The organism is Buttiauxella sp. A111 (assembly GCF_014189855.1).
GTDB lineage: Bacteria > Pseudomonadota > Gammaproteobacteria > Enterobacterales > Enterobacteriaceae > Buttiauxella > Buttiauxella selenatireducens.
The window spans coordinates 1-19,177 of record NZ_BJFN01000002.1 but is presented as its reverse complement, the minus strand read 5'-3'; the positions used below and the strand labels follow the sequence as shown (position 1 = coordinate 19,177).

At 48.9% G+C, this 19,177-nt stretch carries 19 protein-coding genes, 1 pseudogene and 1 other annotated feature; of the genes and pseudogenes, 12 read left to right on the top strand and 8 right to left on the bottom strand.

Annotated features, from left to right (window positions below; genetic code table 11):
* Nucleotides 1-37 precede the first annotated feature (37 nt).
* The gene (gene nadK, locus BSPA111_RS06225; protein WP_183270325.1) at nucleotides 38-916 is read right to left on the bottom strand and encodes an NAD(+) kinase; all 879 of its coding nucleotides are present in this window, start codon (nucleotides 914-916) and stop codon (nucleotides 38-40) included.
* 129 nt (nucleotides 917-1,045) lie between these two features.
* Here nadK and grpE point away from each other — a divergent pair, with 129 nt between their 5' ends.
* A complete protein-coding gene (gene grpE / locus BSPA111_RS06220; RefSeq protein ID WP_183270324.1) occupies nucleotides 1,046-1,630 on the top strand; it encodes a nucleotide exchange factor GrpE in 585 nt (194 codons plus the stop codon).
* Nucleotides 1,631-1,704: 74 nt separating this feature from the next.
* Here grpE and BSPA111_RS06215 read toward each other — a convergent pair whose 3' ends face one another.
* Nucleotides 1,705-2,991: an HlyC/CorC family transporter gene (locus BSPA111_RS06215; protein WP_183270323.1), complete on the bottom strand. Its 1,287-nt coding sequence runs from the start codon at nucleotides 2,989-2,991 to the stop codon at nucleotides 1,705-1,707.
* Between the two features lie 26 nt (nucleotides 2,992-3,017).
* A complete protein-coding gene (locus tag BSPA111_RS06210; protein WP_183270322.1) occupies nucleotides 3,018-3,806 on the bottom strand; it encodes an inner membrane protein YpjD in 789 nt (262 codons plus the stop codon).
* A 297-nt stretch (nucleotides 3,807-4,103) separates the two neighbouring features.
* Between BSPA111_RS06210 and ffh the strand changes: the two genes are divergently transcribed.
* From ffh to rplS, 5 genes and pseudogenes are all read left to right on the top strand, one after another.
* Complete coding sequence (gene ffh, locus BSPA111_RS06205; RefSeq protein WP_183270321.1) at nucleotides 4,104-5,465, top strand: signal recognition particle protein; 1,362 nt, start codon at nucleotides 4,104-4,106, stop codon at nucleotides 5,463-5,465.
* A gap of 137 nt (nucleotides 5,466-5,602) precedes the next feature.
* Nucleotides 5,603-5,851 (top strand): 30S ribosomal protein S16, encoded by a 249-nt coding sequence (gene rpsP, locus BSPA111_RS06200; protein ID WP_139882735.1) that lies wholly within the window; start codon nucleotides 5,603-5,605, stop codon nucleotides 5,849-5,851.
* 18 nt (nucleotides 5,852-5,869) lie between these two features.
* The gene (gene rimM, locus BSPA111_RS06195) at nucleotides 5,870-6,418 is read left to right on the top strand and encodes a ribosome maturation factor RimM (RefSeq protein WP_183270320.1); all 549 of its coding nucleotides are present in this window, start codon (nucleotides 5,870-5,872) and stop codon (nucleotides 6,416-6,418) included.
* Between the two features lie 45 nt (nucleotides 6,419-6,463).
* Nucleotides 6,464-7,223, top strand: a pseudogene (gene trmD, locus BSPA111_RS06190) (tRNA (guanosine(37)-N1)-methyltransferase TrmD); the annotation flags it as partial.
* Between the two features lie 52 nt (nucleotides 7,224-7,275).
* Nucleotides 7,276-7,626, top strand: a complete 351-nt coding sequence (gene rplS / locus BSPA111_RS06185; protein ID WP_034457314.1) for a 50S ribosomal protein L19 — start codon at nucleotides 7,276-7,278, stop codon at nucleotides 7,624-7,626.
* A gap of 56 nt (nucleotides 7,627-7,682) precedes the next feature.
* Here rplS and BSPA111_RS06180 read toward each other — a convergent pair whose 3' ends face one another.
* The gene (locus BSPA111_RS06180) at nucleotides 7,683-8,054 is read right to left on the bottom strand and encodes a DUF2799 domain-containing protein (RefSeq protein ID WP_183270318.1); all 372 of its coding nucleotides are present in this window, start codon (nucleotides 8,052-8,054) and stop codon (nucleotides 7,683-7,685) included.
* 289 nt (nucleotides 8,055-8,343) lie between these two features.
* Here BSPA111_RS06180 and aroF point away from each other — a divergent pair, with 289 nt between their 5' ends.
* The 3 genes from aroF (at nucleotide 8,344) to BSPA111_RS06165 (ending at nucleotide 11,498) form a co-directional block, all read left to right on the top strand.
* Entirely contained in the window at nucleotides 8,344-9,414 is a 1,071-nt protein-coding gene (gene aroF / locus BSPA111_RS06175; RefSeq protein ID WP_183270317.1) for a 3-deoxy-7-phosphoheptulonate synthase AroF, read from the top strand.
* An 11-nt stretch (nucleotides 9,415-9,425) separates the two neighbouring features.
* Nucleotides 9,426-10,547 carry a bifunctional chorismate mutase/prephenate dehydrogenase gene (gene tyrA, locus BSPA111_RS06170; protein WP_183270316.1) on the top strand — a complete coding sequence of 374 codons (1,122 nt, stop codon included), beginning with the start codon at nucleotides 9,426-9,428 and terminating at the stop codon, nucleotides 10,545-10,547.
* A gap of 75 nt (nucleotides 10,548-10,622) precedes the next feature.
* The gene (locus BSPA111_RS06165; protein ID WP_183270315.1) at nucleotides 10,623-11,498 is read left to right on the top strand and encodes an SMP-30/gluconolactonase/LRE family protein; all 876 of its coding nucleotides are present in this window, start codon (nucleotides 10,623-10,625) and stop codon (nucleotides 11,496-11,498) included.
* Between the two features lie 29 nt (nucleotides 11,499-11,527).
* On the opposite strand, the gene pheA is transcribed toward BSPA111_RS06165, so the two are convergent.
* The 4 genes from pheA to bamD all read right to left on the bottom strand — a co-directional run bounded on the left by pheA (nucleotide 11,528) and on the right by bamD (nucleotide 14,283).
* The gene (pheA, locus tag BSPA111_RS06160) at nucleotides 11,528-12,688 is read right to left on the bottom strand and encodes a bifunctional chorismate mutase/prephenate dehydratase (protein ID WP_183270314.1); all 1,161 of its coding nucleotides are present in this window, start codon (nucleotides 12,686-12,688) and stop codon (nucleotides 11,528-11,530) included.
* Nucleotides 12,689-12,709: 21 nt separating this feature from the next.
* Nucleotides 12,710-12,835: a sequence feature (Phe leader region), on the bottom strand.
* Nucleotides 12,787-12,834 carry a pheA operon leader peptide PheL gene (gene pheL / locus BSPA111_RS22515; protein ID WP_101706155.1) on the bottom strand — a complete coding sequence of 16 codons (48 nt, stop codon included), beginning with the start codon at nucleotides 12,832-12,834 and terminating at the stop codon, nucleotides 12,787-12,789. Its footprint overlaps the feature before it by 48 nt.
* Before the next feature lie 102 nt (nucleotides 12,836-12,937).
* Nucleotides 12,938-13,276, bottom strand: a complete 339-nt coding sequence (gene raiA, locus BSPA111_RS06155; protein WP_183270313.1) for a ribosome-associated translation inhibitor RaiA — start codon at nucleotides 13,274-13,276, stop codon at nucleotides 12,938-12,940.
* 269 nt (nucleotides 13,277-13,545) lie between these two features.
* Nucleotides 13,546-14,283, bottom strand: coding sequence for an outer membrane protein assembly factor BamD (gene bamD / locus BSPA111_RS06150; RefSeq protein ID WP_183270312.1), 738 nt, complete (start codon nucleotides 14,281-14,283; stop codon nucleotides 13,546-13,548).
* Between the two features lie 130 nt (nucleotides 14,284-14,413).
* On the opposite strand from bamD, the gene rluD reads away from it, so the two are divergent.
* The 3 genes from rluD to clpB all read left to right on the top strand — a co-directional run bounded on the left by rluD (nucleotide 14,414) and on the right by clpB (nucleotide 18,826).
* Nucleotides 14,414-15,394 carry a 23S rRNA pseudouridine(1911/1915/1917) synthase RluD gene (gene rluD, locus BSPA111_RS06145; protein WP_183270311.1) on the top strand — a complete coding sequence of 327 codons (981 nt, stop codon included), beginning with the start codon at nucleotides 14,414-14,416 and terminating at the stop codon, nucleotides 15,392-15,394.
* Nucleotides 15,391-16,122 carry a purine nucleoside phosphorylase YfiH gene (gene yfiH, locus BSPA111_RS06140; protein ID WP_183270310.1) on the top strand — a complete coding sequence of 244 codons (732 nt, stop codon included), beginning with the start codon at nucleotides 15,391-15,393 and terminating at the stop codon, nucleotides 16,120-16,122. Before rluD ends, yfiH begins: the two co-directional genes overlap by 4 nt.
* Before the next feature lie 130 nt (nucleotides 16,123-16,252).
* Nucleotides 16,253-18,826, top strand: coding sequence for an ATP-dependent chaperone ClpB (gene clpB / locus BSPA111_RS06135; protein ID WP_183270309.1), 2,574 nt, complete (start codon nucleotides 16,253-16,255; stop codon nucleotides 18,824-18,826).
* Nucleotides 18,827-19,177: the final 351 nt, after the last annotated feature.

The following is a 19,177-nucleotide window of genomic DNA, read 5'->3' as shown; positions in this document are numbered from 1 at the left end:
ACTGGTTTTATATACAGTAAAGAGGCTGGGCTACTTTTTAGAACAATTTTTTTGACCAGCCGAGTTTTGAGCTCAATGTATTGAAATAGCTGTAATCTTTTGGATGAATAAGATTGAGGTGGTAGTCGCAGCGACGGATCAATACGTCTTCACCTTCCTGAATCGGTAGCGCAATCTGGCTGTCACAACTGATTTCCAGGTCGTTACGCATATGCGAAAAGCGCAGGCGAATGGTGCTGCTGCTGTTGATGACCAGTGGGCGTGCAGACAGTGTGTGCGGGAACATCGGCACCAGGGTAATGGCATCAAGTGACGGAGTAAGAATTGGCCCGCCAGCGGAGAGCGAATAGGCGGTAGAGCCGGTCGGTGTCGAAATGATCAACCCATCAGAGCGTTGCGAAAAAGCGAAAATCTCATCGATATAGACTTCGAATTCAATCATGTGCGCCACTTTGCCTGGGTGTAGCACGACTTCGTTAATCGCGGTACTCAGGCGCGTCGGGGTATCCTGTTGGCACACCTGGGCTTCCAGCAAGAAGCGGCGCTCGGCAATGTAGTGTCCTTCAAGCACATCTGCGAGTTGCTGTTGTGCGTTGTCTGGGTCAAGGTCGGTAAGAAAGCCGAGATTGCCGCGGTTGATGCCAATGACTTTGATATCATAACGAGCAAGAACGCGGGCTGCGCCAAGCATATTGCCATCACCACCTACAACAACCGCGAGATCAGCCTGTTGGCCTATTTCCGCCAGCGTGCCGGTTTTCACGTTATTGAGATTAAGTTCCTGGGCAATTTGCTGCTCGACAATGACGTCGTAGCCTTTGGTGCAGAGCCAGCGATACAGCATTTCATGCGTGGTTAGGGCTGTAGGGTGACGTGGGTGCCCGACAATACCAATGCAGTTGAAATGTTTGTTCATTATGCTGATGGTCCTTATGCGCAGTGATGCAGTCGTTTATGACAATATGTCACGTTCCCTTGAATCCCGGAAACTGATCCCCATAATAAGCGAACCAGCGAGATGAATGCTAAAAACGCGGAGAAATTCATGAGTAGTAAAGATCAGAAAACACCAGACGAGCAAGTCTCGGACGAAATTGCAATGGAAAGCCACGAAGAAGTCGAGGCCGTAGAGGGTGCCGAAGTGGTTGATCCGCGCGATGAAAAAATTGCCGATTTAACAGCGCAACTGGAAGAAATTCAGCAGCGCGAGCGTGACAGTGTGTTACGCAACAAAGCGGAAATGGAAAACCTCCGTCGCCGTACTGAGCTCGATATCGAGAAAGCGCACAAGTTCGCTCTGGACAAATTTGTCAACGAGCTGCTTCCGGTGATTGATAGCCTGGATCGCGCTTTGGAAGTGGTAGACAAGTCCAACACCGACTTAGCCGCCATGATTGAAGGCATCGAATTAACTCAGAAATCGATGCTTGATGTGGTACGTAAGTTTGGTGTGGAAGTGGTTGGCGATACCAATGTGCCGTTCAACCCGGATGTACACCAGGCGATTGCCATGGTTGAGTCTGAAGATGTTGCTCCAAACCACGTACTGATGGTGATGCAGAAGGGTTACACCCTGAATGGTCGCACACTGCGTGCAGCCATGGTTTCTGTGGCGAAAGCAAAAGCGTAATTTGATTTAAACGCTTGAAATAAAAAGCCAGCCTCGAAGGCTGGCTTTTTTGTCTCTGTCATTCTCAACGCTGATTATTCTTCAACACTTTGGCGAAGTGGTGTCACAGGCGTCACGCGCACTTGCTTAATCATGTTGTCTTGTACGTCGAGAATATCGATATCGTAATGGCTCAATCGCACTCGCGTGTCGATGGCTGGGATCTCTTGCAGTTCTTCAAGCAACATACCGTTTACGGTACGCGCTTCGTCTTCTGGCAGCGTCCAGTTAAAAGCCTTGTTGATTTCACGCACATTGGCGCTACCTTCAATAATGACGGAGCCGTCGTTCTGTGGCGTAACTTCCTCGGCAAGCGTTGGAGACATCGATGTAGTGAAATCGCCAACAATCTCTTCAAGAATATCTTCAACCGTTACCAGCCCTTGAATGTCACCGTATTCGTCAACGACCAGACCGACTTTCTTTTTGTTGCGCTGGAATTTTACCAACTGAACACTGAGCGGCGTCCCTTCAGGCACAAAGTAAATTTCATCAGAGGCACGCAGCAGAGTTTCTTTGGTGAACTCCTGTTTTTCCGTCATTAAACGGTAGGCTTCACGGACACGCAGCATGCTGATGGCATCGTCCAATGTATCGCGATACAGCACAATGCGGCCATGTGGGGAGTGTGTCAGCTGGCGTACGATAGATTTCCAGTCATCGTTGATGTCTATGCCCACAATTTCGTTGCGCGGCACCATGATGTCGTCGACGCTCATTTTTTCGAGATCCAGCACCGAGAGCAGCATATCCTGGTTGCGACGGGAGATTTTTGTGTGTGACTCATGCACAAGGGTACGCAATTCGTCTTTGTTTAACGCGCTATTTACGGTACTGACGTTTTTGATACCCATAAGACGCATCAACATACGTGTGATGATGTTGAGCAGCCACACCAGCGGCATCATCAGTATTTGCAACGGCCCGAGCAGGAAGCTACTTGGGAAGGCGACTTTTTCCGGATACAGCGCGGCAATTGTTTTTGGCAGGACTTCAGCGAACACCAGTACCACGAAGGTGAGGATACCGGTGGCGATGGCGACACCTGCGTCGCCGTACAAACGCATGCCGACGATGGTGCCAATGGCCGAGGCCAGAATGTTGACCAGGTTATTGCCGATGAGCACCAGGCTAATCAGGCGGTCTGGTTTGCGAAGCAGTTTTTCAACCCGTTTTGCCGAGCGATTGCCCTGTTTGGCAAGGTGGCGGAGTTTATAGCGGTTAAGCGTCATCATGCCGGTTTCTGAACCGGAGAAGTACGCCGATACCACCACCATGATGATCAAGGTAACGATCAGCGTGGTGGTTGAGATGTGTTCCAAAAGGTGTGTCCTTTAAAAATGCAAAATTAGCTGACGAATTGTTGTAGAACTCGGCTGCCGAAGTAGGCGAGCGTCAGAATAGCGGCACCCGCAACGTTAAACCACACGACACGGCGCCCACGCCAACCTTCATGATAGTGTCCCCACAGTAAAACGATGTAGACAAACCATGCGAGAATCGACAATACCGCTTTATCAACGTTTTCCAGGCTGAAAAGATTTTTCAGATAAAACAGGCCGGTGCAAAGGGTTAACGTCAGCAGTACAACGCCGACCTGGGTGATGTGAAACATTTTGCGCTCAATGCTCATCAATGGCGGCATTTCAGCGCGGAAGGCAAGTTTCTTATTCTTGAGCTGATAATCAATCCATGCCAGTTGCAGCGCATAAAGTGCAGCAATAATCAGCGTCGCGTAGGCAAACAGCGACAAACCAATGTGCACCATCATACCCGGCGTGGCTTCAAGGTGGGTGATGAATTCGTTGGGCATGAAGGTCGCCAGCGCCAGATTGATTAAGGCGAAAGCGTAAACAATCGGTAACAGCAGCCAGCCGCGATTTCGTGAAGCCACGATGGTCATCACGGTACATATCATCAAACTGACTAACGAGCCGACGTTAAGCAGGCTGAGGTTTTGACCACCGTCGGCGGCAAAAATACGCGCTTCGAGCGCCAGACCGTGGCTTACAAGCGCGATAACGGCCGATATAATAGCGAAACGACGCCACCCGCTGTTCTTTGTCAGCAGACTGGGGATAATCAGCGCGAGGCTGCTGGAATAGGCTACAAGCGCAAGGATTGCGAAAACAGGCATATAAAGTGTCGGTCAATTAGCCAGAGATGAAAAAAAGCAGTATAACGTTACCTGCCGCCTGCTCCAACTCTAACCGTTGCATCACACCAAAGGCGGCTTCATGTTATATACCCGTCATACTACAAGTTATGGGGGTGTTGGCTGCACTCACTTACCCCAATCACTTACTTTAGTAAGCTCGTGGGGATAAGCTCCCTTGCCGCCTACCCACAACTTGAACTATTTAGGGTATAATCCGCCAAATTCTGTTTTGTGTCGCAAGCTGCGGCCCTAAGTTACCACGTTAGGCAAAAGACAATGTTTGATAATTTAACTGACCGTCTGTCGCGCACACTGCGCAATATCAGCGGCCGCGGGCGGCTGACTGAAGAGAATGTAAAAGAAACTCTGCGCGAAGTGCGCATGGCACTTCTGGAAGCGGATGTTGCGCTGCCGGTGGTGCGAGACTTTATCAGCCGCGTGAAAGAAAAAGCGGTTGGTCACGAAGTTAACAAAAGCCTGACCCCAGGTCAGGAGTTCGTCAAAATCGTTCGTGCCGAATTGGTCGCGGCGATGGGCGAAGAGAACGCGAGCCTGAATCTTGCGGCACAACCGCCAGCCGTAGTGTTAATGGCGGGTCTGCAAGGTGCGGGTAAAACGACTAGCGTAGGTAAATTAGGTAAGTTCCTGCGTGAAAAGCACAAAAAGAAAGTGCTGGTCGTTTCTGCCGACGTTTATCGTCCGGCGGCGATAAAACAGCTGGAAACGCTGGCTGAACAAGTTGGTGTCGATTTCTTCCCTTCAGATGTCGGGCAAAAACCTGTCGATATCGTTAATGCTGCGCTGAAAGAAGCGAAGCTGAAGTTCTTTGACGTGCTGCTGGTGGATACCGCTGGTCGTTTGCACGTTGATGAAGCGATGATGGATGAAATCAAACAGGTTCATGCTGCGATTAATCCAGTTGAAACACTGTTTGTTGTAGACGCCATGACGGGGCAAGATGCGGCAAATACCGCAAAAGCTTTCAACGAAGCGTTGCCACTGACGGGCGTCGTGCTGACGAAAGTCGACGGTGATGCGCGCGGCGGTGCGGCACTTTCTATTCGTCACATCACCGGTAAGCCAATTAAGTTCCTGGGTGTAGGCGAAAAAACCGAAGCACTGGAACCTTTCCACCCTGATCGTATTGCTTCTCGTATTCTGGGGATGGGCGATGTTTTATCGCTTATCGAAGATATTGAGAGCAAAGTTGACCGTGCTCAGGCTGAAAAGCTGGCAAGCAAGCTGAAGAAAGGCGATGGGTTTGATCTCAACGATTTCCTCGATCAGCTGAAACAAATGAAAAACATGGGCGGCATGGCGAGTATGATGAGCAAATTGCCAGGCATGGGGCAATTGCCGGATAACGTTAAGTCGCAAATGGATGACAAAGTCCTGGTGCGTATGGAAGCCATTATTAATTCCATGACGCTCAAAGAGCGTGCGCAGCCAGAGATTATCAAAGGTTCACGCAAACGTCGTATCGCGATGGGTGCGGGTATGCAGGTGCAGGATGTCAACCGTCTGCTTAAGCAGTTCGATGACATGCAGCGCATGATGAAGAAGATGAAGAAGGGCGGAATGGCGAAAATGATGCGCGGCATGAAAGGTATGATGCCGCCAGGTTTCCCAGGTCGTTAATTTCTGCAATTTTTGTTTTGCCAGCAAAACAAAAATTGATTTCCGCTCAGGAATGAGTACAATTTTCGGGCTTTTAATATGACACCGGGCTCCGTCCCTCGACGGGGCCCGGTGTTTTATTCACTAAAGAGGATGTTATGGTAACTATTCGTTTAGCACGTCACGGCGCAAAAAAGCGTCCGTTCTATCAGGTTGTTGTTACTGACAGCCGTAATGCACGTAACGGTCGCTTCATTGAGCGCGTTGGTTTCTTCAACCCTATCGCTAGCGAAAAAGACGAGGCTACTCGCCTGGATCTGGATCGCATCGAGCATTGGGTTGGCCAAGGCGCAACCCTGTCTGATCGCGTATCTGCGCTGATCAAAGCAGCAAAAAAAGCAGCTTAATCTGTCACGGTGGTCATGATGAGCAATCAACTCGCTCCAAAGGCACCTGTTAACCCAATCGTATTGGGCAAGATGGGCTCCTGTTATGGTATTCGTGGTTGGCTCAGAGTGTTTTCCTCTACCGAAGACGCCGATAGCATTTTTGACTATCAGCCCTGGTTTATCCAGAAGGCGGGTCAGTGGCAGCAAGTACAGCTGGAAAGCTGGAAGCACCACAATCAGGATCTGGTTATCAAGCTGAAAGGCGTTGATGACCGGGATGCTGCGAATCTGCTCACTAATTGCGAAATTGTGATTGATTCAACGCAACTGCCTAATCTCGAAGAGGGTGACTATTACTGGAAAGACCTTATGGGTTGCCAGGTAGTGACGACTCAGGGATATCAGCTTGGTAAAGTCATCGACATGATGGAAACCGGCTCAAATGACGTTCTCGTCATTAAGGCAAACCTGAAGGATGCGTTCGGTATCAAGGAGCGGCTGGTTCCGTTCCTCGATGGGCAGGTTATCAAGAAAGTCGATCTCGCTACTCAAACCATTGAAGTAGATTGGGATCCTGGTTTTTAAAACCTCCGGATTAACGGTAAAAGACGGCGTAATGGGGATTGGCTTGTGTTTATTGGTGTAGTTAGCCTGTTTCCAGAGATGTTCCGCGCAATTACCGACTTCGGGGTAACTGGCCGGGCAGTAAAAAATGGCCTGCTGAGCATCCAAAGTTGGAGTCCACGTGACTTCACTTATGACCGGCACCGTACCGTGGACGATCGTCCTTACGGCGGCGGACCGGGTATGCTTATGATGGTAAACCCTTTACGGGAAGCCATCCACGCAGCGAAAGCAGCGGCAGGGGAAGGTGCTAAGGTTATCTATCTTTCACCTCAGGGGCGCAAGCTTGATCAAGCAGGCGTCAGCGAACTGGCAACAAATGAGAAGCTAATTCTGGTTTGTGGCCGGTACGAAGGGATAGATGAGCGCGTAATCCAAACCGAAATTGATGAAGAATGGTCAATCGGCGATTACGTACTCAGTGGTGGTGAATTACCAGCAATGGTGCTGATTGACTCGGTTTCACGGTTTATTCCGGGAGTTCTGGGACATCAGTCATCAGCAATCGAAGATTCGTTTGCTGATGGATTGCTTGACTGCCCACACTATACTCGTCCTGAAGTGTTAGAAGGCATGGAGGTTCCGCCAGTATTACTGTCGGGGAACCATGCAGAGATTCGACGTTGGCGCCTGAAGCAGTCGCTGGGCCGTACCTGGCTTAGAAGACCTGAACTTCTGGAAAACCTGGCTCTGACTGAAGAGCAAGCAAGGTTGCTGGCGGAGTTCCAACGGGAACACGCAAATACAGCAACATAAACATGATGGGCATGGTTCATACCACCCAATACATCAGTTTACCCAGGATAAGAGATTAAATTATGAGCAACATTATTAAGCAAATTGAACAAGAACAGATGAAACAGGATGTACCTTCATTCCGTCCGGGTGATTCCGTGGAAGTGAAAGTATGGGTCGTTGAAGGTTCTAAAAAACGTCTGCAGGCATTTGAGGGCGTGGTTATTGCTATCCGTAACCGCGGTCTGCACTCTGCATTCACTGTTCGTAAAATTTCCAACGGCGAAGGTGTTGAGCGTGTATTCCAGACTCACTCCCCAGTAATCGACAGCATTACTGTTAAACGTCGTGGTGCCGTTCGTAAAGCTAAACTGTACTACCTGCGTGAGCGTACTGGTAAATCTGCTCGTATCAAAGAGCGTCTTACTAAGTAAGATTTCGCTAACGCGACATCCATATAAAGGGCTGCCATTTGGCAGCCCTTTTTTGTTTAATGCATGAGGGATTCCTGTAATCCCTCACGGCTGGCTTTTTCCCATATTGCGCGGCGCTCAGCTACATCTGGCAGCGTTTCACAACTGGAAGGGAATGATTTCCCACTTTGTCCCTGAATGGCTAAAAACTTTGGATCACAAATCCGCTGCTGGCCATCCGCATATCCTTTTAACCATTCTTCACGATCCACATTTTCATCGTTATGCAAATGTGCAATGACGGGATTACTTCTTATTGGCTGTCCAGACATCGCATCATCCCAACCTGCCTGATACCAGTCGGTAGGAGCCGGGGTTGGCGCATGCGTGTAGGGATCAACATAACAAGCAGACAGTAACAGGATCGGAATCAGAGCCAGGTAGCGCATAGTGGGGATATCCATTTCAAAGCGTATTATCTGAGCATAGAGCGCTTATGACTTTGCATTACGCTATTTTTACAGAGTGCATGGTTGAGCATAAAACAAGCGTGATTATGCAGTTGTGTATATTTATGTTTACATTAATTGTGATTTAATGGGCTTTAAGCGGCATTTATTTCCTATGTGTAATTTATTGTTTACGCAATATGGATTGCATTCTTTACTAAAGATGGTAAGGTAGTGCCATCCTCACTGAGGAAACGACTATCGCAAACGAGCTAACAGGACTGCCATCATGCAAAAAGACGCGCTGAACAACGTTCATATTTCTGACGAACAGGTATTAATCACTCCGGATCAACTGAAAGCGGAATTCCCACTGACTGCTGCTCAAGAAGTGCAGATCGAGCACTCCCGCCAGACGATTTCCGATATTATCGCTGGCCGCGATCCTCGTCTGTTGGTGGTGTGTGGACCTTGCTCGATCCACGACCCTGAAACTGCGATTGAATATGCTCGTCGTTTTAAAACGTTGTCTGAAGAAGTTAGCGATAGTCTGTACCTCGTGATGCGCGTCTATTTTGAAAAGCCACGTACTACCGTCGGCTGGAAAGGGCTGATCAACGACCCACACATGGATGGCTCGTTTGATGTTGAAGCTGGTTTGAAAATTGCTCGTCACTTACTCGTAGAATTGGTCAGCATGGGTCTGCCGCTGGCGACAGAAGCACTTGATCCGAACAGCCCGCAATACCTGGGCGATTTGTTCAGCTGGTCCGCGATTGGTGCACGTACCACTGAATCCCAGACCCACCGTGAAATGGCTTCGGGCCTTTCAATGCCTGTTGGATTTAAAAATGGGACTGACGGTAGCCTTGGGACTGCGATAAATGCGATGCGTGCTGCATCTATGCCGCACCGTTTCGTTGGCATCAACCAGGCAGGCCAGGTTTGCTTGCTGCAAACTCAGGGGAACCCTGATGGCCATGTGATTTTGCGCGGAGGCAAAGCACCAAACTACAGCCCGGCAGATGTCGCACAGTGTGAAAAAGAGATGGTGCAGGCGGGACTCCGCCCAGCCTTGATGATAGATTGCAGCCATGGCAACTCAAACAAAGACTACCGCCGCCAGCCGGGCGTGGCTGAATCAGCTGTCGCTCAAATTAAAGATGGTAACCGTTCGATTATTGGCCTGATGATAGAAAGTAATATCCACGAAGGTAATCAATCATCAGAGCAACCACGCAGTGAAATGAAGTACGGTGTTTCTGTAACAGATGCTTGCATCGATTGGGAAACGACTGAGACCTTACTGCGCGAGATTCATCAGGATCTGAACGGCACGCTTGCGGCGCGTAAGGCATAAGAGGTTTTACTATGGTGGCTGAATTGACCGCGCTGCGCGATCAAATTGATGAAGTGGATAAGGCGTTGCTGGGGTTGCTGGCACGCCGCCTGGAATTGGTAGCGGAAGTTGGCGAAGTCAAAAGCCAGTATGGTTTACCGATTTATGTCCCGGAACGTGAAGCTGCAATGCTAGCTTCACGCCGCAAGGAGGCAGAAATGCTGGGCGTTCCTCCTGACTTAATTGAAGATGTGCTGCGCCGAGTCATGCGCGAGTCTTACTCGAGCGAGAATGACAAAGGGTTTAAAACACTGTTTCCTGCGCTGCGTCCGGTGGTTATTGTCGGTGGCGGCGGGCAGATGGGGCGTCTGTTTGAAAAGATGCTCACCCTTTCTGGCTATCAGGTGCGCATTCTGGAAAAAGAAGACTGGGCGCAGGCTGCGGAGTTGATGGTTGATGCGGGCATGGTGATTGTCAGTGTGCCGATTCATATTACCGAGCAAGTTATCTCCCAACTTCCACGTTTGCCTGATGACTGTATTCTGGTTGATCTGGCGTCGGTGAAAAATGGCCCGCTACAAGCCATGCTGGCCGCGCATCAAGGTCCCGTTCTTGGGTTACACCCAATGTTCGGCCCAGATAGCGGAAGTCTTGCGAAGCAGGTCGTGGTCTATTGCGATGGCCGTCAACCAGAAGCTTACCAGTGGTTCCTTGAACAAATTCAAGTCTGGGGTGCTCGTTTGCACCGTTCCACCGCTGTTGAACACGATCAGAACATGGCATTTATTCAGGCGTTGCGCCACTTTGCAACCTTTGCATATGGTCTTCACCTGGCTGAAGAGAATGTTCAGCTCGAACAGTTACTTGCGCTTTCATCACCCATTTATCGCCTGGAACTGGCGATGGTAGGTCGATTGTTCGCCCAGAACCCACAGCTTTACGCCGATATTATTATGTCTTCCGAAAGCAATCTGGAACTTATCAAGCGTTACTACAAGCGATTCGGTGAGGCAATTAGCTTACTTGAACACGGTGATAAGCAAGCTTTCATCGACAGCTTCCGTAAAGTCGAACATTGGTTTGGCGATTACGCACAGCGCTTCCAGAGCGAAAGTCGAACTTTGTTACGTCAGGCAAATGATAGCCGACCGTAATTTCAATAAAGGTTTTATACTCAAAAGCCATCAGGGAAACCTGGTGGCTTTTTTAATGGCTATAAGGATAAAGAAATGGCGCAGCCGCAAGTTCTGTTCGATTACACAGGTCATTTACCCGAATGCCCTACGTGGAGTGCAGAAGAAAATTGCCTTTACTGGACGGACATTCTTGAAAATGAAATTCATCGTTACAGCACGATAAACAGTAAACACGATGTGATTAAGTTTTCCGAGGAAGTCGGCTGTTTTGCTTTGTGTGAAACAGGGGGCTTTATTGTCGCGTTGCGAAGTGGAATTTACCTCACTAACCGTACTGGCCTTATCACTTGCAAAGTCTGTGACAATCCGAGTAACCCCGCTTTGGCTCGTTTCAATGATGGCGGCACTGACAGAGATGGGCGTTTTTATGCCGGAACATTTTGGGGACCAGGTGACTACAATGGCGCATTGTTATGTCGCGTAGATAACGATCTGACTGCGCATGTTGTCCAACATGATATTCATGGCGCTAACGGTTTGGCATTCAGTGAAGATAAAAAATGGATGTACACATCCGATACGCCTAACCGCGTGATTTATCGAACCCCTCTGGAAGAAAATGGTGAACCGGGGAAGCGTGAAGTGTTTAAGCGCTTTGAGCCAGGGCAGGGGATACCCGATGGCGCGGCGATAGACGAAGAAGGTTGCTACTGGACGGCGCTGTTTGATGGCTACCGTATTGCGCGTTTATCACCTGATGGCGATGTTCTGGAAGAACATCAGTTGCCGGTACGCTGCCCAACGATGGTGTGTTTCGGTGGCGATGACATGAAAACGTTGTTCATTACGACGACGCGAGAAAATATGGGTGATAGTGAAGTTACTGAAAGGCCGCTTTCTGGTGCGATTTTTACACTTCAAGTCGCGGTTGCAGGGATGCCGAAACTGAAATTCAAAGTGAGCCAGTAAGCCAGCTTGACGCTGGCTTACTGCCAGTATCAAGCCGGGTCGACAGGTACAACGTTTTCACTTGGGTAACAGCCAAGCACTTTCATCGAACGAGTGATTTCACCAAGCTCGCGTAGTGCTTTGCGCATTGCTTCATCATTCAGGTTTGCCTGAACATCCAGATAAAACATCTCTTCCCACGGGTTGCCGTTTATCGGGCGCGATTCCAGTTTTGTCATAATCAGATTGTGATTTCGTAACACCAGAAGGGCTTCTACCAATGCGCCAGCTTGCTGACCTGTCGCCATGAGCAATGTCGTTTTGGCTGGGACCTGGTCGGTCACTTCAATCGATTTGCGTGCCAGTACGATGAAACGGGTAATGTTCTGCGTCTGGTTAGCCAGATTACGTTCCAGAACTTGCAAACCATACAACGCCCCACCGGCTTCACTGCCAAGCGCTGCGACATGTGGAGAGTTGGCCTGAGCCACTTTTTCCATCGCCGCAGAGGTGCTTTCGCAGTATTCGATTTTCCAGTTCGGATAGCGGTTAATGAATTGGCTGCATTGCTGGAAAGGCTGCGGATGGCTGTATACCGTATGGATTGTGTCTAAATCTGTCGTGCCGTTGACAAGCACGCAGTGATCGATTGGCACGGTCATTTCGGCAACGATGGACAAGCTCGTATGCTGCAACAAATCGTAGACATCGTTTATCGCACCGGAGCTGGTGTTTTCTAGCGGCACAACGGCGTAATCCGCCTGACCAGTTTCAACCTGGTTAAAGATGTCATGGAATTTGGCACAGCCACTTTCAATGAATTGCTCGAAGTGACGAGCAGCATACTGACGTGCGGCCAGGTGCGAGTAAGAACCTTTTGGCCCAAGGAAAGCAATCCGTGCTGATTGCGGATTGGTTTTATTAAGGTGTTGCTGTAATAGCGCTTGCTGCGTCAGAACTGAATCTTCAATGATAAGTTGGAACAAACGCGTAATATAATGAGCGTCCAGATTATGCGCTTTACCGAGGTTGATAAGGCGCTCCAGCAAGTCACGCTCGCGGTCGATATCACGTACCGGGCGGTGAGTTGCGAGCTTGGCTTTTCCGACTTCTACAGCCAATAAGCGACGCTCTGCCAGCAATGCCAGCAATTTTACATCCAGGGCGCTGATTTTATCGCGCAGTGCCAGCAATGGGTTTGTCTCACTCATAACGCTACCTTTTCGAAGTCCATAAAAAAGGCCTCCCGCTTGGGGAGGCCTGTTTGTTCGTCTTCGCATTCTTTATCACACGACGAATTGCCTCCCATTCAGGGGAAGGTAAAAAAGAATGCGAAGAAAAACGGAATTAATTTCATGGTTGGTTCCTGATAAGTCAGACAAGTAAGGTACTCGCTCTGTTTTCGCTCTGTCAATAAAAAACGCGCCCGGAGGCGCGTTGAGTGTAACAAAGCTAATTCATTACTCTTCTTCAACTTCCGCGATAGCAACGTCTTTCACTGAACCTGCTGTGCGACGCGCTTCACCCTTGTGTTGCACTTTATTCAACTGCCGCTCCAGTTTGTTGATCAAATCGTTGATAGCCGTATACATATCATCGTGTTTGGCGCTCGCTACGAGCTGGCCGTTTGGCGTATTAATGGTGGCATCAGCCACGAAACCTTTCGGTTCTTTGGACAAAACAATATGTGGGTTAATTAGATGAGTTTGCCACTTGTCCAGTTTAGAGAGACGGTCTGCGACGTGCTGACGAATAGCTGGGGTGATTTCCATTTGTTTGCTGGTAATGTTCATTGTCATAAAGTTACCTCTTGTCTTTCCCGTCTTGGTAACTCCAGCATACCTTTCTGAATGTCAAAATGTGTGATGTAAATCACATTGTTTTGTCGCTTTTTGTCAACAAACCCTTTTTGTGAGGCAGGACAGGATCTCTGTTTTTAGCGCTTGTGGAACGGAGAAATAGCGTCCATATTTGATTGGATGACCTGACGCTAAACCGTTTCAGGTTGGTGTTTCAGGCAATAAAAATGGCAGCCATGGGCTGCCATTTTGTTTTTAAAATCGGTCTATCAAGTATTGCTGCCGTTGGCCGCGATAATTTTTGCAACTTTTTCGGCTTGAGCCGGCATTTGCAGTTCACGATAGGCATTTTCCATCAGCTTCAGACCATCACGGGTGGCCTGAGTATCAGGGAAATCACGCAACATTCCTTCGACACGGTTAACTACTGCAACCCATGCGCCGCGTTTAGTGTAGTATTGCGCCACGGAAAGCTCATATTTCGCTAAACGATCTTTCAGGAATACCAGACGCTTTGTGGCATCGGTGACATACTGGCTTTTCGGGTAACCTCGAACCAGCTTAGAGAAATCGTTGAATGCGTCACGCGCATGAGCAGGATCGCGGTCAGAACGATCTACGCCAAAGAAACCTTGTAATGCGCTATCATCCAGTGCCATGTCCGTCAGACCACGCATGTAAAGTACGTAGTCGATGTTTGGATGGGTCGGATTTAGACGCATAAAGCGGTCAATAGCTGCCTGAGCCAGTGGCAAGTCAGCATTCTTGTAGTAAGCGTAAATGAGATCTAACTGCACTTGTTGCGAGTAAGGCCCGAACGGATAACGGTTATCCAGCGCTTCCAGTTGCGTTATCGCCGCTTTAAAGTTACCGTCCTGCAACTTTTGTTGGGCAGTCGCATAGATCTCAGAAGGTGGACTATCAGGAACCTCATCCTTGGAACTGGAGCAACCAGCCAAAGCCAGGCTCAACGTGGCTGCTGCCACCAGATATTTCATACGCGTCATGACGTTTTGACTTTCCTCAGAATGTTATCCGGGAGGCTCACAGTACCAGCTCCCGATAAAGACCAGCTACAATAGCACACTATATTAAACGGCATTGCCGTAAAACCCAACGTTAACGAAGAAGCTGTCTATGGCACAACTAGTACAACTCAACGCAACAGTATCCGAATCTCAACTCGGTCAACGCTTAGATCAAGCTTTGGCCGAATTGTTCCCGGATTATTCACGTTCGCGTATAAAAGAATGGATTCTTGATCAGCGCGTGCTGGTCAATGGCAAAATCAGCGACAAACCGAAAGAAAAAGTATTGGGTGGAGAAAGCGTCACTATCAATGCTGAAATCGAAGAGGATGTGCGCTGGGAACCACAAGATATCCCGCTCAATATTGTCTATGAAGATGACGATATTCTGGTGATTAACAAACCGCGTGATTTCGTTGTGCATCCTGGTGCGGGTAACCCTGATGGGACCGTACTGAATGCGCTACTGCATTATTATCCGCCGATTGCCGATGTACCACGTGCTGGCATCGTGCATCGTCTGGATAAAGACACGACAGGCTTGATGGTCGTGGCGAAAACCGTTCCTGCGCAAACTCACCTTGTTGAGGCATTGCAATTACGTGAAATTACGCGTGAATACGAAGCGGTTGCGATCGGTCATATGACCGCCGGTGGCACAGTAGATGAGCCAATCAGTCGGCATTCAACTAAGCGTACTCATATGGCTGTACATCCGATGGGTAAACCTGCGGTCACGCATTATCGAATCATGGAGCACTTCCGTGTGCACACGCGTTTGCGTTTGCGTCTGGAAACGGGTCGTACGCACCAGATTCGTGTTCACATGGCGCATATTACTCATCCATTAGTTGGCGATCAGCTGTACGGTGGCCGTCCGCGTCCACCTAAAGGTGCGTCAGAAGAGTTTGTAAATGTACTGCGCAAGTTTGACCGTCAGGCACTACATGCAACGATGCTTCGCCTTCATCATCCAATCAGCGGTATGTTGATGGAATGGCATGCGCCAATTCCTCAGGATATGGTTGAGTTGATTGAAGCGCTGCGTGTTGATACAGAACTCCATAAGGATCAACTGGACTGGTTATGAGCAAATTGATCGTCCCGCATTGGCCACTTCCTAAAGGAGTTGCCGCTTGCAGTTCGACACGTATTGGCGGCGTTAGTCAGCCGCCTTACGACTCGCTGAATCTTGGGGCTCACTGCGGTGATAATCTGGATGATGTCGAAGAAAACCGCCGCTTGTTCTATGCTGCTGCCAAATTGCCTACAAAACCGGTTTGGTTAGAGCAAGTGCATGGTACAGGTGTGCTAAAACTTACCGGCGAACCTTATCTGTCTAAACGTGCAGATGCTTCATATAGTTCAACGCCAGGTACCGTTTGTGCGGTAATGACAGCAGATTGTCTGCCAGTGCTATTCTGTAATAAGGCAGGAACCGAAGTTGCGGCTGCTCATGCGGGATGGCGTGGCTTGTGCGAAGGCGTGATTGAAGAAACCGTAGCCTGTTTTAAAGACGCGCCAGAAAACATTATGGCGTGGCTTGGCCCGGCTATCGGTCCTGAAGCATTTGAAGTTGGCCCTGAAGTGCGCGAAGCATTCATGGCTAAAGATATACAAGCTGAAAGCGCTTTTCGCCCTTCGGGGGAAAAATACATTGCTGACATCTTTACACTGGCTCGCCAGCGTTTGTCTGCCGTTGGGATCAACCATGTCTATGGTGGCGACCGTTGTACTTACAGCGAAGCGGGTGATTTTTTCTCATATCGACGCGACAGAACCACAGGCCGTATGGCAAGTTTCATTTGGCTGATATAACCTATTGAATCAAGACGATCCAGTGCGGGTAACTAAAGCTTCAAATATTTCAGGTCATTAACCTTGAATAATTGAGGGATGACCTCATTTAATCTCCAGTAGCAAATTTGACCTGTATATGGGAGGAGTTATGCGTCTGGATCGTCTTACTAATAAATTCCAGCTTGCTCTCGCCGATGCCCAATCCTTAGCTCTCGGGCACGACAACCAATTTATCGAACCCCTTCACTTGATGAGCGCACTGCTCAATCAGGAAGGCGGATCTGTGCGTCCTTTACTGACTTCAGCTGGCGTAAATGCTGGCAAGTTGCGTACCGATATTGAGCAAGCTTTAAGCCGTTTACCACAAGTTGAAGGCACTGGCGGTGACGTCCAGCCTTCGCAGGATTTAGTCCGGGTACTGAATCTGTGTGACAAACTGGCACAAAAACGAAATGACAACTTCATTTCGTCTGAGTTATTTGTTCTGGCAGCACTTGAATCACGCGGAACATTAACTGATGTACTGAAATCAGCGGGTGCTACCACGGCAAATGTGACAGCAGCAATTGAGCAAATGCGTGGAGGCGAAAACGTGAATGACCAGGGTGCCGAAGACCAACGTCAGGCATTGAAAAAATATACAGTTGATCTGACCGAACGTGCGGAGCAGGGCAAGCTCGATCCCGTTATCGGTCGTGATGAAGAAATTCGTCGCACTATCCAGGTTTTGCAGCGCCGTACTAAAAATAACCCGGTGCTCATTGGTGAACCAGGGGTGGGTAAAACCGCCATTGTTGAAGGCCTGGCCCAGCGCATTATTAATGGCGAAGTCCCTGAAGGTTTGAAAGGGCGCCGAGTATTATCGCTGGATATGGGTTCACTGGTAGCGGGTGCAAAATATCGTGGTGAGTTTGAAGAGCGTCTTAAAGGTGTGCTCAATGACCTTTCTAAGCAGGAAGGGAATGTCATTCTATTTATAGATGAATTGCACACCATGGTTGGAGCGGGTAAAGCTGATGGTGCTATGGATGCGGGCAACATGCTCAAACCTGCTTTGGCGCGAGGTGAGTTGCATTGCGTAGGTGCGACCACGCTGGATGAATATCGTCAATATATAGAGAAGGACGCAGCACTTGAGCGTCGCTTCCAGAAAGTGTTCGTTGCAGAGCCTTCTGTTGAAGATACCATTGCTATTTTACGCGGGCTGAAAGAGCGCTACGAATTGCACCACCATGTGCAAATCACTGACCCGGCAATTGTTGCGGCTGCGACTTTATCGCATCGTTATATTGCTGACCGCCAATTGCCGGATAAAGCCATCGACTTGATTGACGAGGCGGCTTCCAGTATTCGTATGCAGATTGACTCGAAGCCAGAAGAGTTAGACCGTCTTGATCGCCGTATTATCCAGCTCAAACTGGAGCAGCAGGCATTAAAGAAAGAGTCTGACGAAGCGAGCCAAAAACGTTTGAGTATGCTTGAGGAAGAATTAGGGCAGAAAGAACGTGAATATTCAGTGCTGGAAGAAGAGTGGAAAGCTGAGAAAGCTTCACTTTCCGGCGAGCAGACGATTAAAGCGGAGCTTGAGCAGGCGAAAATTGCCATTGAGCAGGCTCGCCGTGTGGGTGACCTTGCCAGAATGTCCGAGCTGCAATATGGGAAAATCCCAGAGCTTGAGAAACAACTGGCGGCTGCAACGCAGAATGAAGGTAAAACTATGCGTCTGCTGCGTAACAAAGTCACTGACGCCGAGATTGCGGAAGTCCTGGCACGCTGGACTGGGATACCTGTGGCTCGCATGCTCGAAGGTGAGCGCGATAAACTTCTACGTATGGAACAACAACTTCATACCCGCGTAATCGGGCAGAATGAAGCAGTAGAGGCCGTATCGAATGCTATCCGTCGTAGCCGAGCAGGATTGGCCGATCCGAATCGCCCAATTGGTTCCTTCTTGTTCCTTGGGCCAACGGGTGTGGGTAAAACTGAACTGTGTAAAGCGCTGGCAAACTTTATGTTTGATAGCGATGACGCGATGGTGCGTATCGATATGTCTGAGTTTATGGAAAAACACTCGGTCTCGCGTCTGGTCGGTGCGCCTCCTGGATATGTGGGTTACGAAGAAGGTGGTTACCTGACAGAAGCCGTTCGCCGTCGTCCTTATTCAGTCATTCTTTTGGATGAAGTTGAGAAGGCTCACCCAGACGTATTTAACCTTTTATTGCAAGTGTTGGATGATGGGCGCCTGACTGATGGGCAGGGGAGAACAGTCGATTTTCGTAATACGGTTGTGATCATGACATCTAACCTCGGTTCTGATTTGATTCAGGAACGTTTCGGCAAGTTGGATTATGGTCATATGAAGGACATTGTTCTCGGCGTTGTTAGCCAGAACTTCCGTCCAGAGTTTGTTAACCGTATAGATGAAGTCGTCGTGTTCCATCCTTTGGGTGAAAAACACATTGCTTCTATTGCGCAGATTCAGTTGCAGCGTTTGTATAAACGTCTTGAAGACCGTGGCTATGAAGTCACTATCTCTGAAGAGGCGTTGAAACTGCTTAGCGCGAATGGTTATGACCCGGTTTATGGTGCAAGACCGTTGAAACGCGCTATTCAGCAGCAAATTGAGAACCCACTTGCTCAGCAAATCCTTTCCGGAGAGCTGATTCCTGGGAAACAAGTGCATTTAGAAGTAAAAGATGGCCATATCGTGGCAGTGCAGTAAGTCACAAAAAAGATAAAACGAGCCCTTCGGGGCTCGTTTTTGTTTAAAAACTAGGCGATATTATGCTTTGTGATAGTGGTTTGCCTGGAAAGTGAGCGAACGGTGATTTTTTTGCATTTTGGTACTTGCCAGCTTCCAGAAAATCCCTATACTGCGCCTCCACTGACACGGCACAACGGCTTACAAACCGGCCCGTCAGTCAGATGAAAAGCGAAAATAAACGCTTGACTCTGAAAGAGGAAAGCGTAATATACGCCACCTCGAGTTAGCAAGCGAAAGCGCGTAACTCACTGCTCTTTAACAATTTATCAGACAATCTGTGTGGGCACTCGCAGGATTGATATCTCAGAT

Excerpts from the sequence above, each read along its gene's own strand:
- ffh (WP_183270321.1), top strand. The coding sequence starts at position 4,104 with ATGTTTGATAATTTAACTGACCGTCTGTCGCGCACACTGCGCAATATC.
- nadK (WP_183270325.1), bottom strand. The coding sequence starts at position 916 with ATGAACAAACATTTCAACTGCATTGGTATTGTCGGGCACCCACGTCAC.
- rplS (WP_034457314.1), top strand. The coding sequence starts at position 7,276 with ATGAGCAACATTATTAAGCAAATTGAACAAGAACAGATGAAACAGGAT.
- rpsP (WP_139882735.1), top strand. The coding sequence starts at position 5,603 with ATGGTAACTATTCGTTTAGCACGTCACGGCGCAAAAAAGCGTCCGTTC.
- BSPA111_RS06180 (WP_183270318.1), bottom strand. The coding sequence starts at position 8,054 with ATGCGCTACCTGGCTCTGATTCCGATCCTGTTACTGTCTGCTTGTTAT.
- clpB (WP_183270309.1), top strand. The coding sequence starts at position 16,253 with ATGCGTCTGGATCGTCTTACTAATAAATTCCAGCTTGCTCTCGCCGAT.
- tyrA (WP_183270316.1), top strand. The coding sequence starts at position 9,426 with ATGGTGGCTGAATTGACCGCGCTGCGCGATCAAATTGATGAAGTGGAT.
- BSPA111_RS06210 (WP_183270322.1), bottom strand. The coding sequence starts at position 3,806 with ATGCCTGTTTTCGCAATCCTTGCGCTTGTAGCCTATTCCAGCAGCCTC.
- pheA (WP_183270314.1), bottom strand. The coding sequence starts at position 12,688 with ATGAGTGAGACAAACCCATTGCTGGCACTGCGCGATAAAATCAGCGCC.
- rimM (WP_183270320.1), top strand. The coding sequence starts at position 5,870 with ATGAGCAATCAACTCGCTCCAAAGGCACCTGTTAACCCAATCGTATTG.
- rluD (WP_183270311.1), top strand. The coding sequence starts at position 14,414 with ATGGCACAACTAGTACAACTCAACGCAACAGTATCCGAATCTCAACTC.
- yfiH (WP_183270310.1), top strand. The coding sequence starts at position 15,391 with ATGAGCAAATTGATCGTCCCGCATTGGCCACTTCCTAAAGGAGTTGCC.
- raiA (WP_183270313.1), bottom strand. The coding sequence starts at position 13,276 with ATGACAATGAACATTACCAGCAAACAAATGGAAATCACCCCAGCTATT.
- BSPA111_RS06165 (WP_183270315.1), top strand. The coding sequence starts at position 10,623 with ATGGCGCAGCCGCAAGTTCTGTTCGATTACACAGGTCATTTACCCGAA.
- aroF (WP_183270317.1), top strand. The coding sequence starts at position 8,344 with ATGCAAAAAGACGCGCTGAACAACGTTCATATTTCTGACGAACAGGTA.
- grpE (WP_183270324.1), top strand. The coding sequence starts at position 1,046 with ATGAGTAGTAAAGATCAGAAAACACCAGACGAGCAAGTCTCGGACGAA.
- bamD (WP_183270312.1), bottom strand. The coding sequence starts at position 14,283 with ATGACGCGTATGAAATATCTGGTGGCAGCAGCCACGTTGAGCCTGGCT.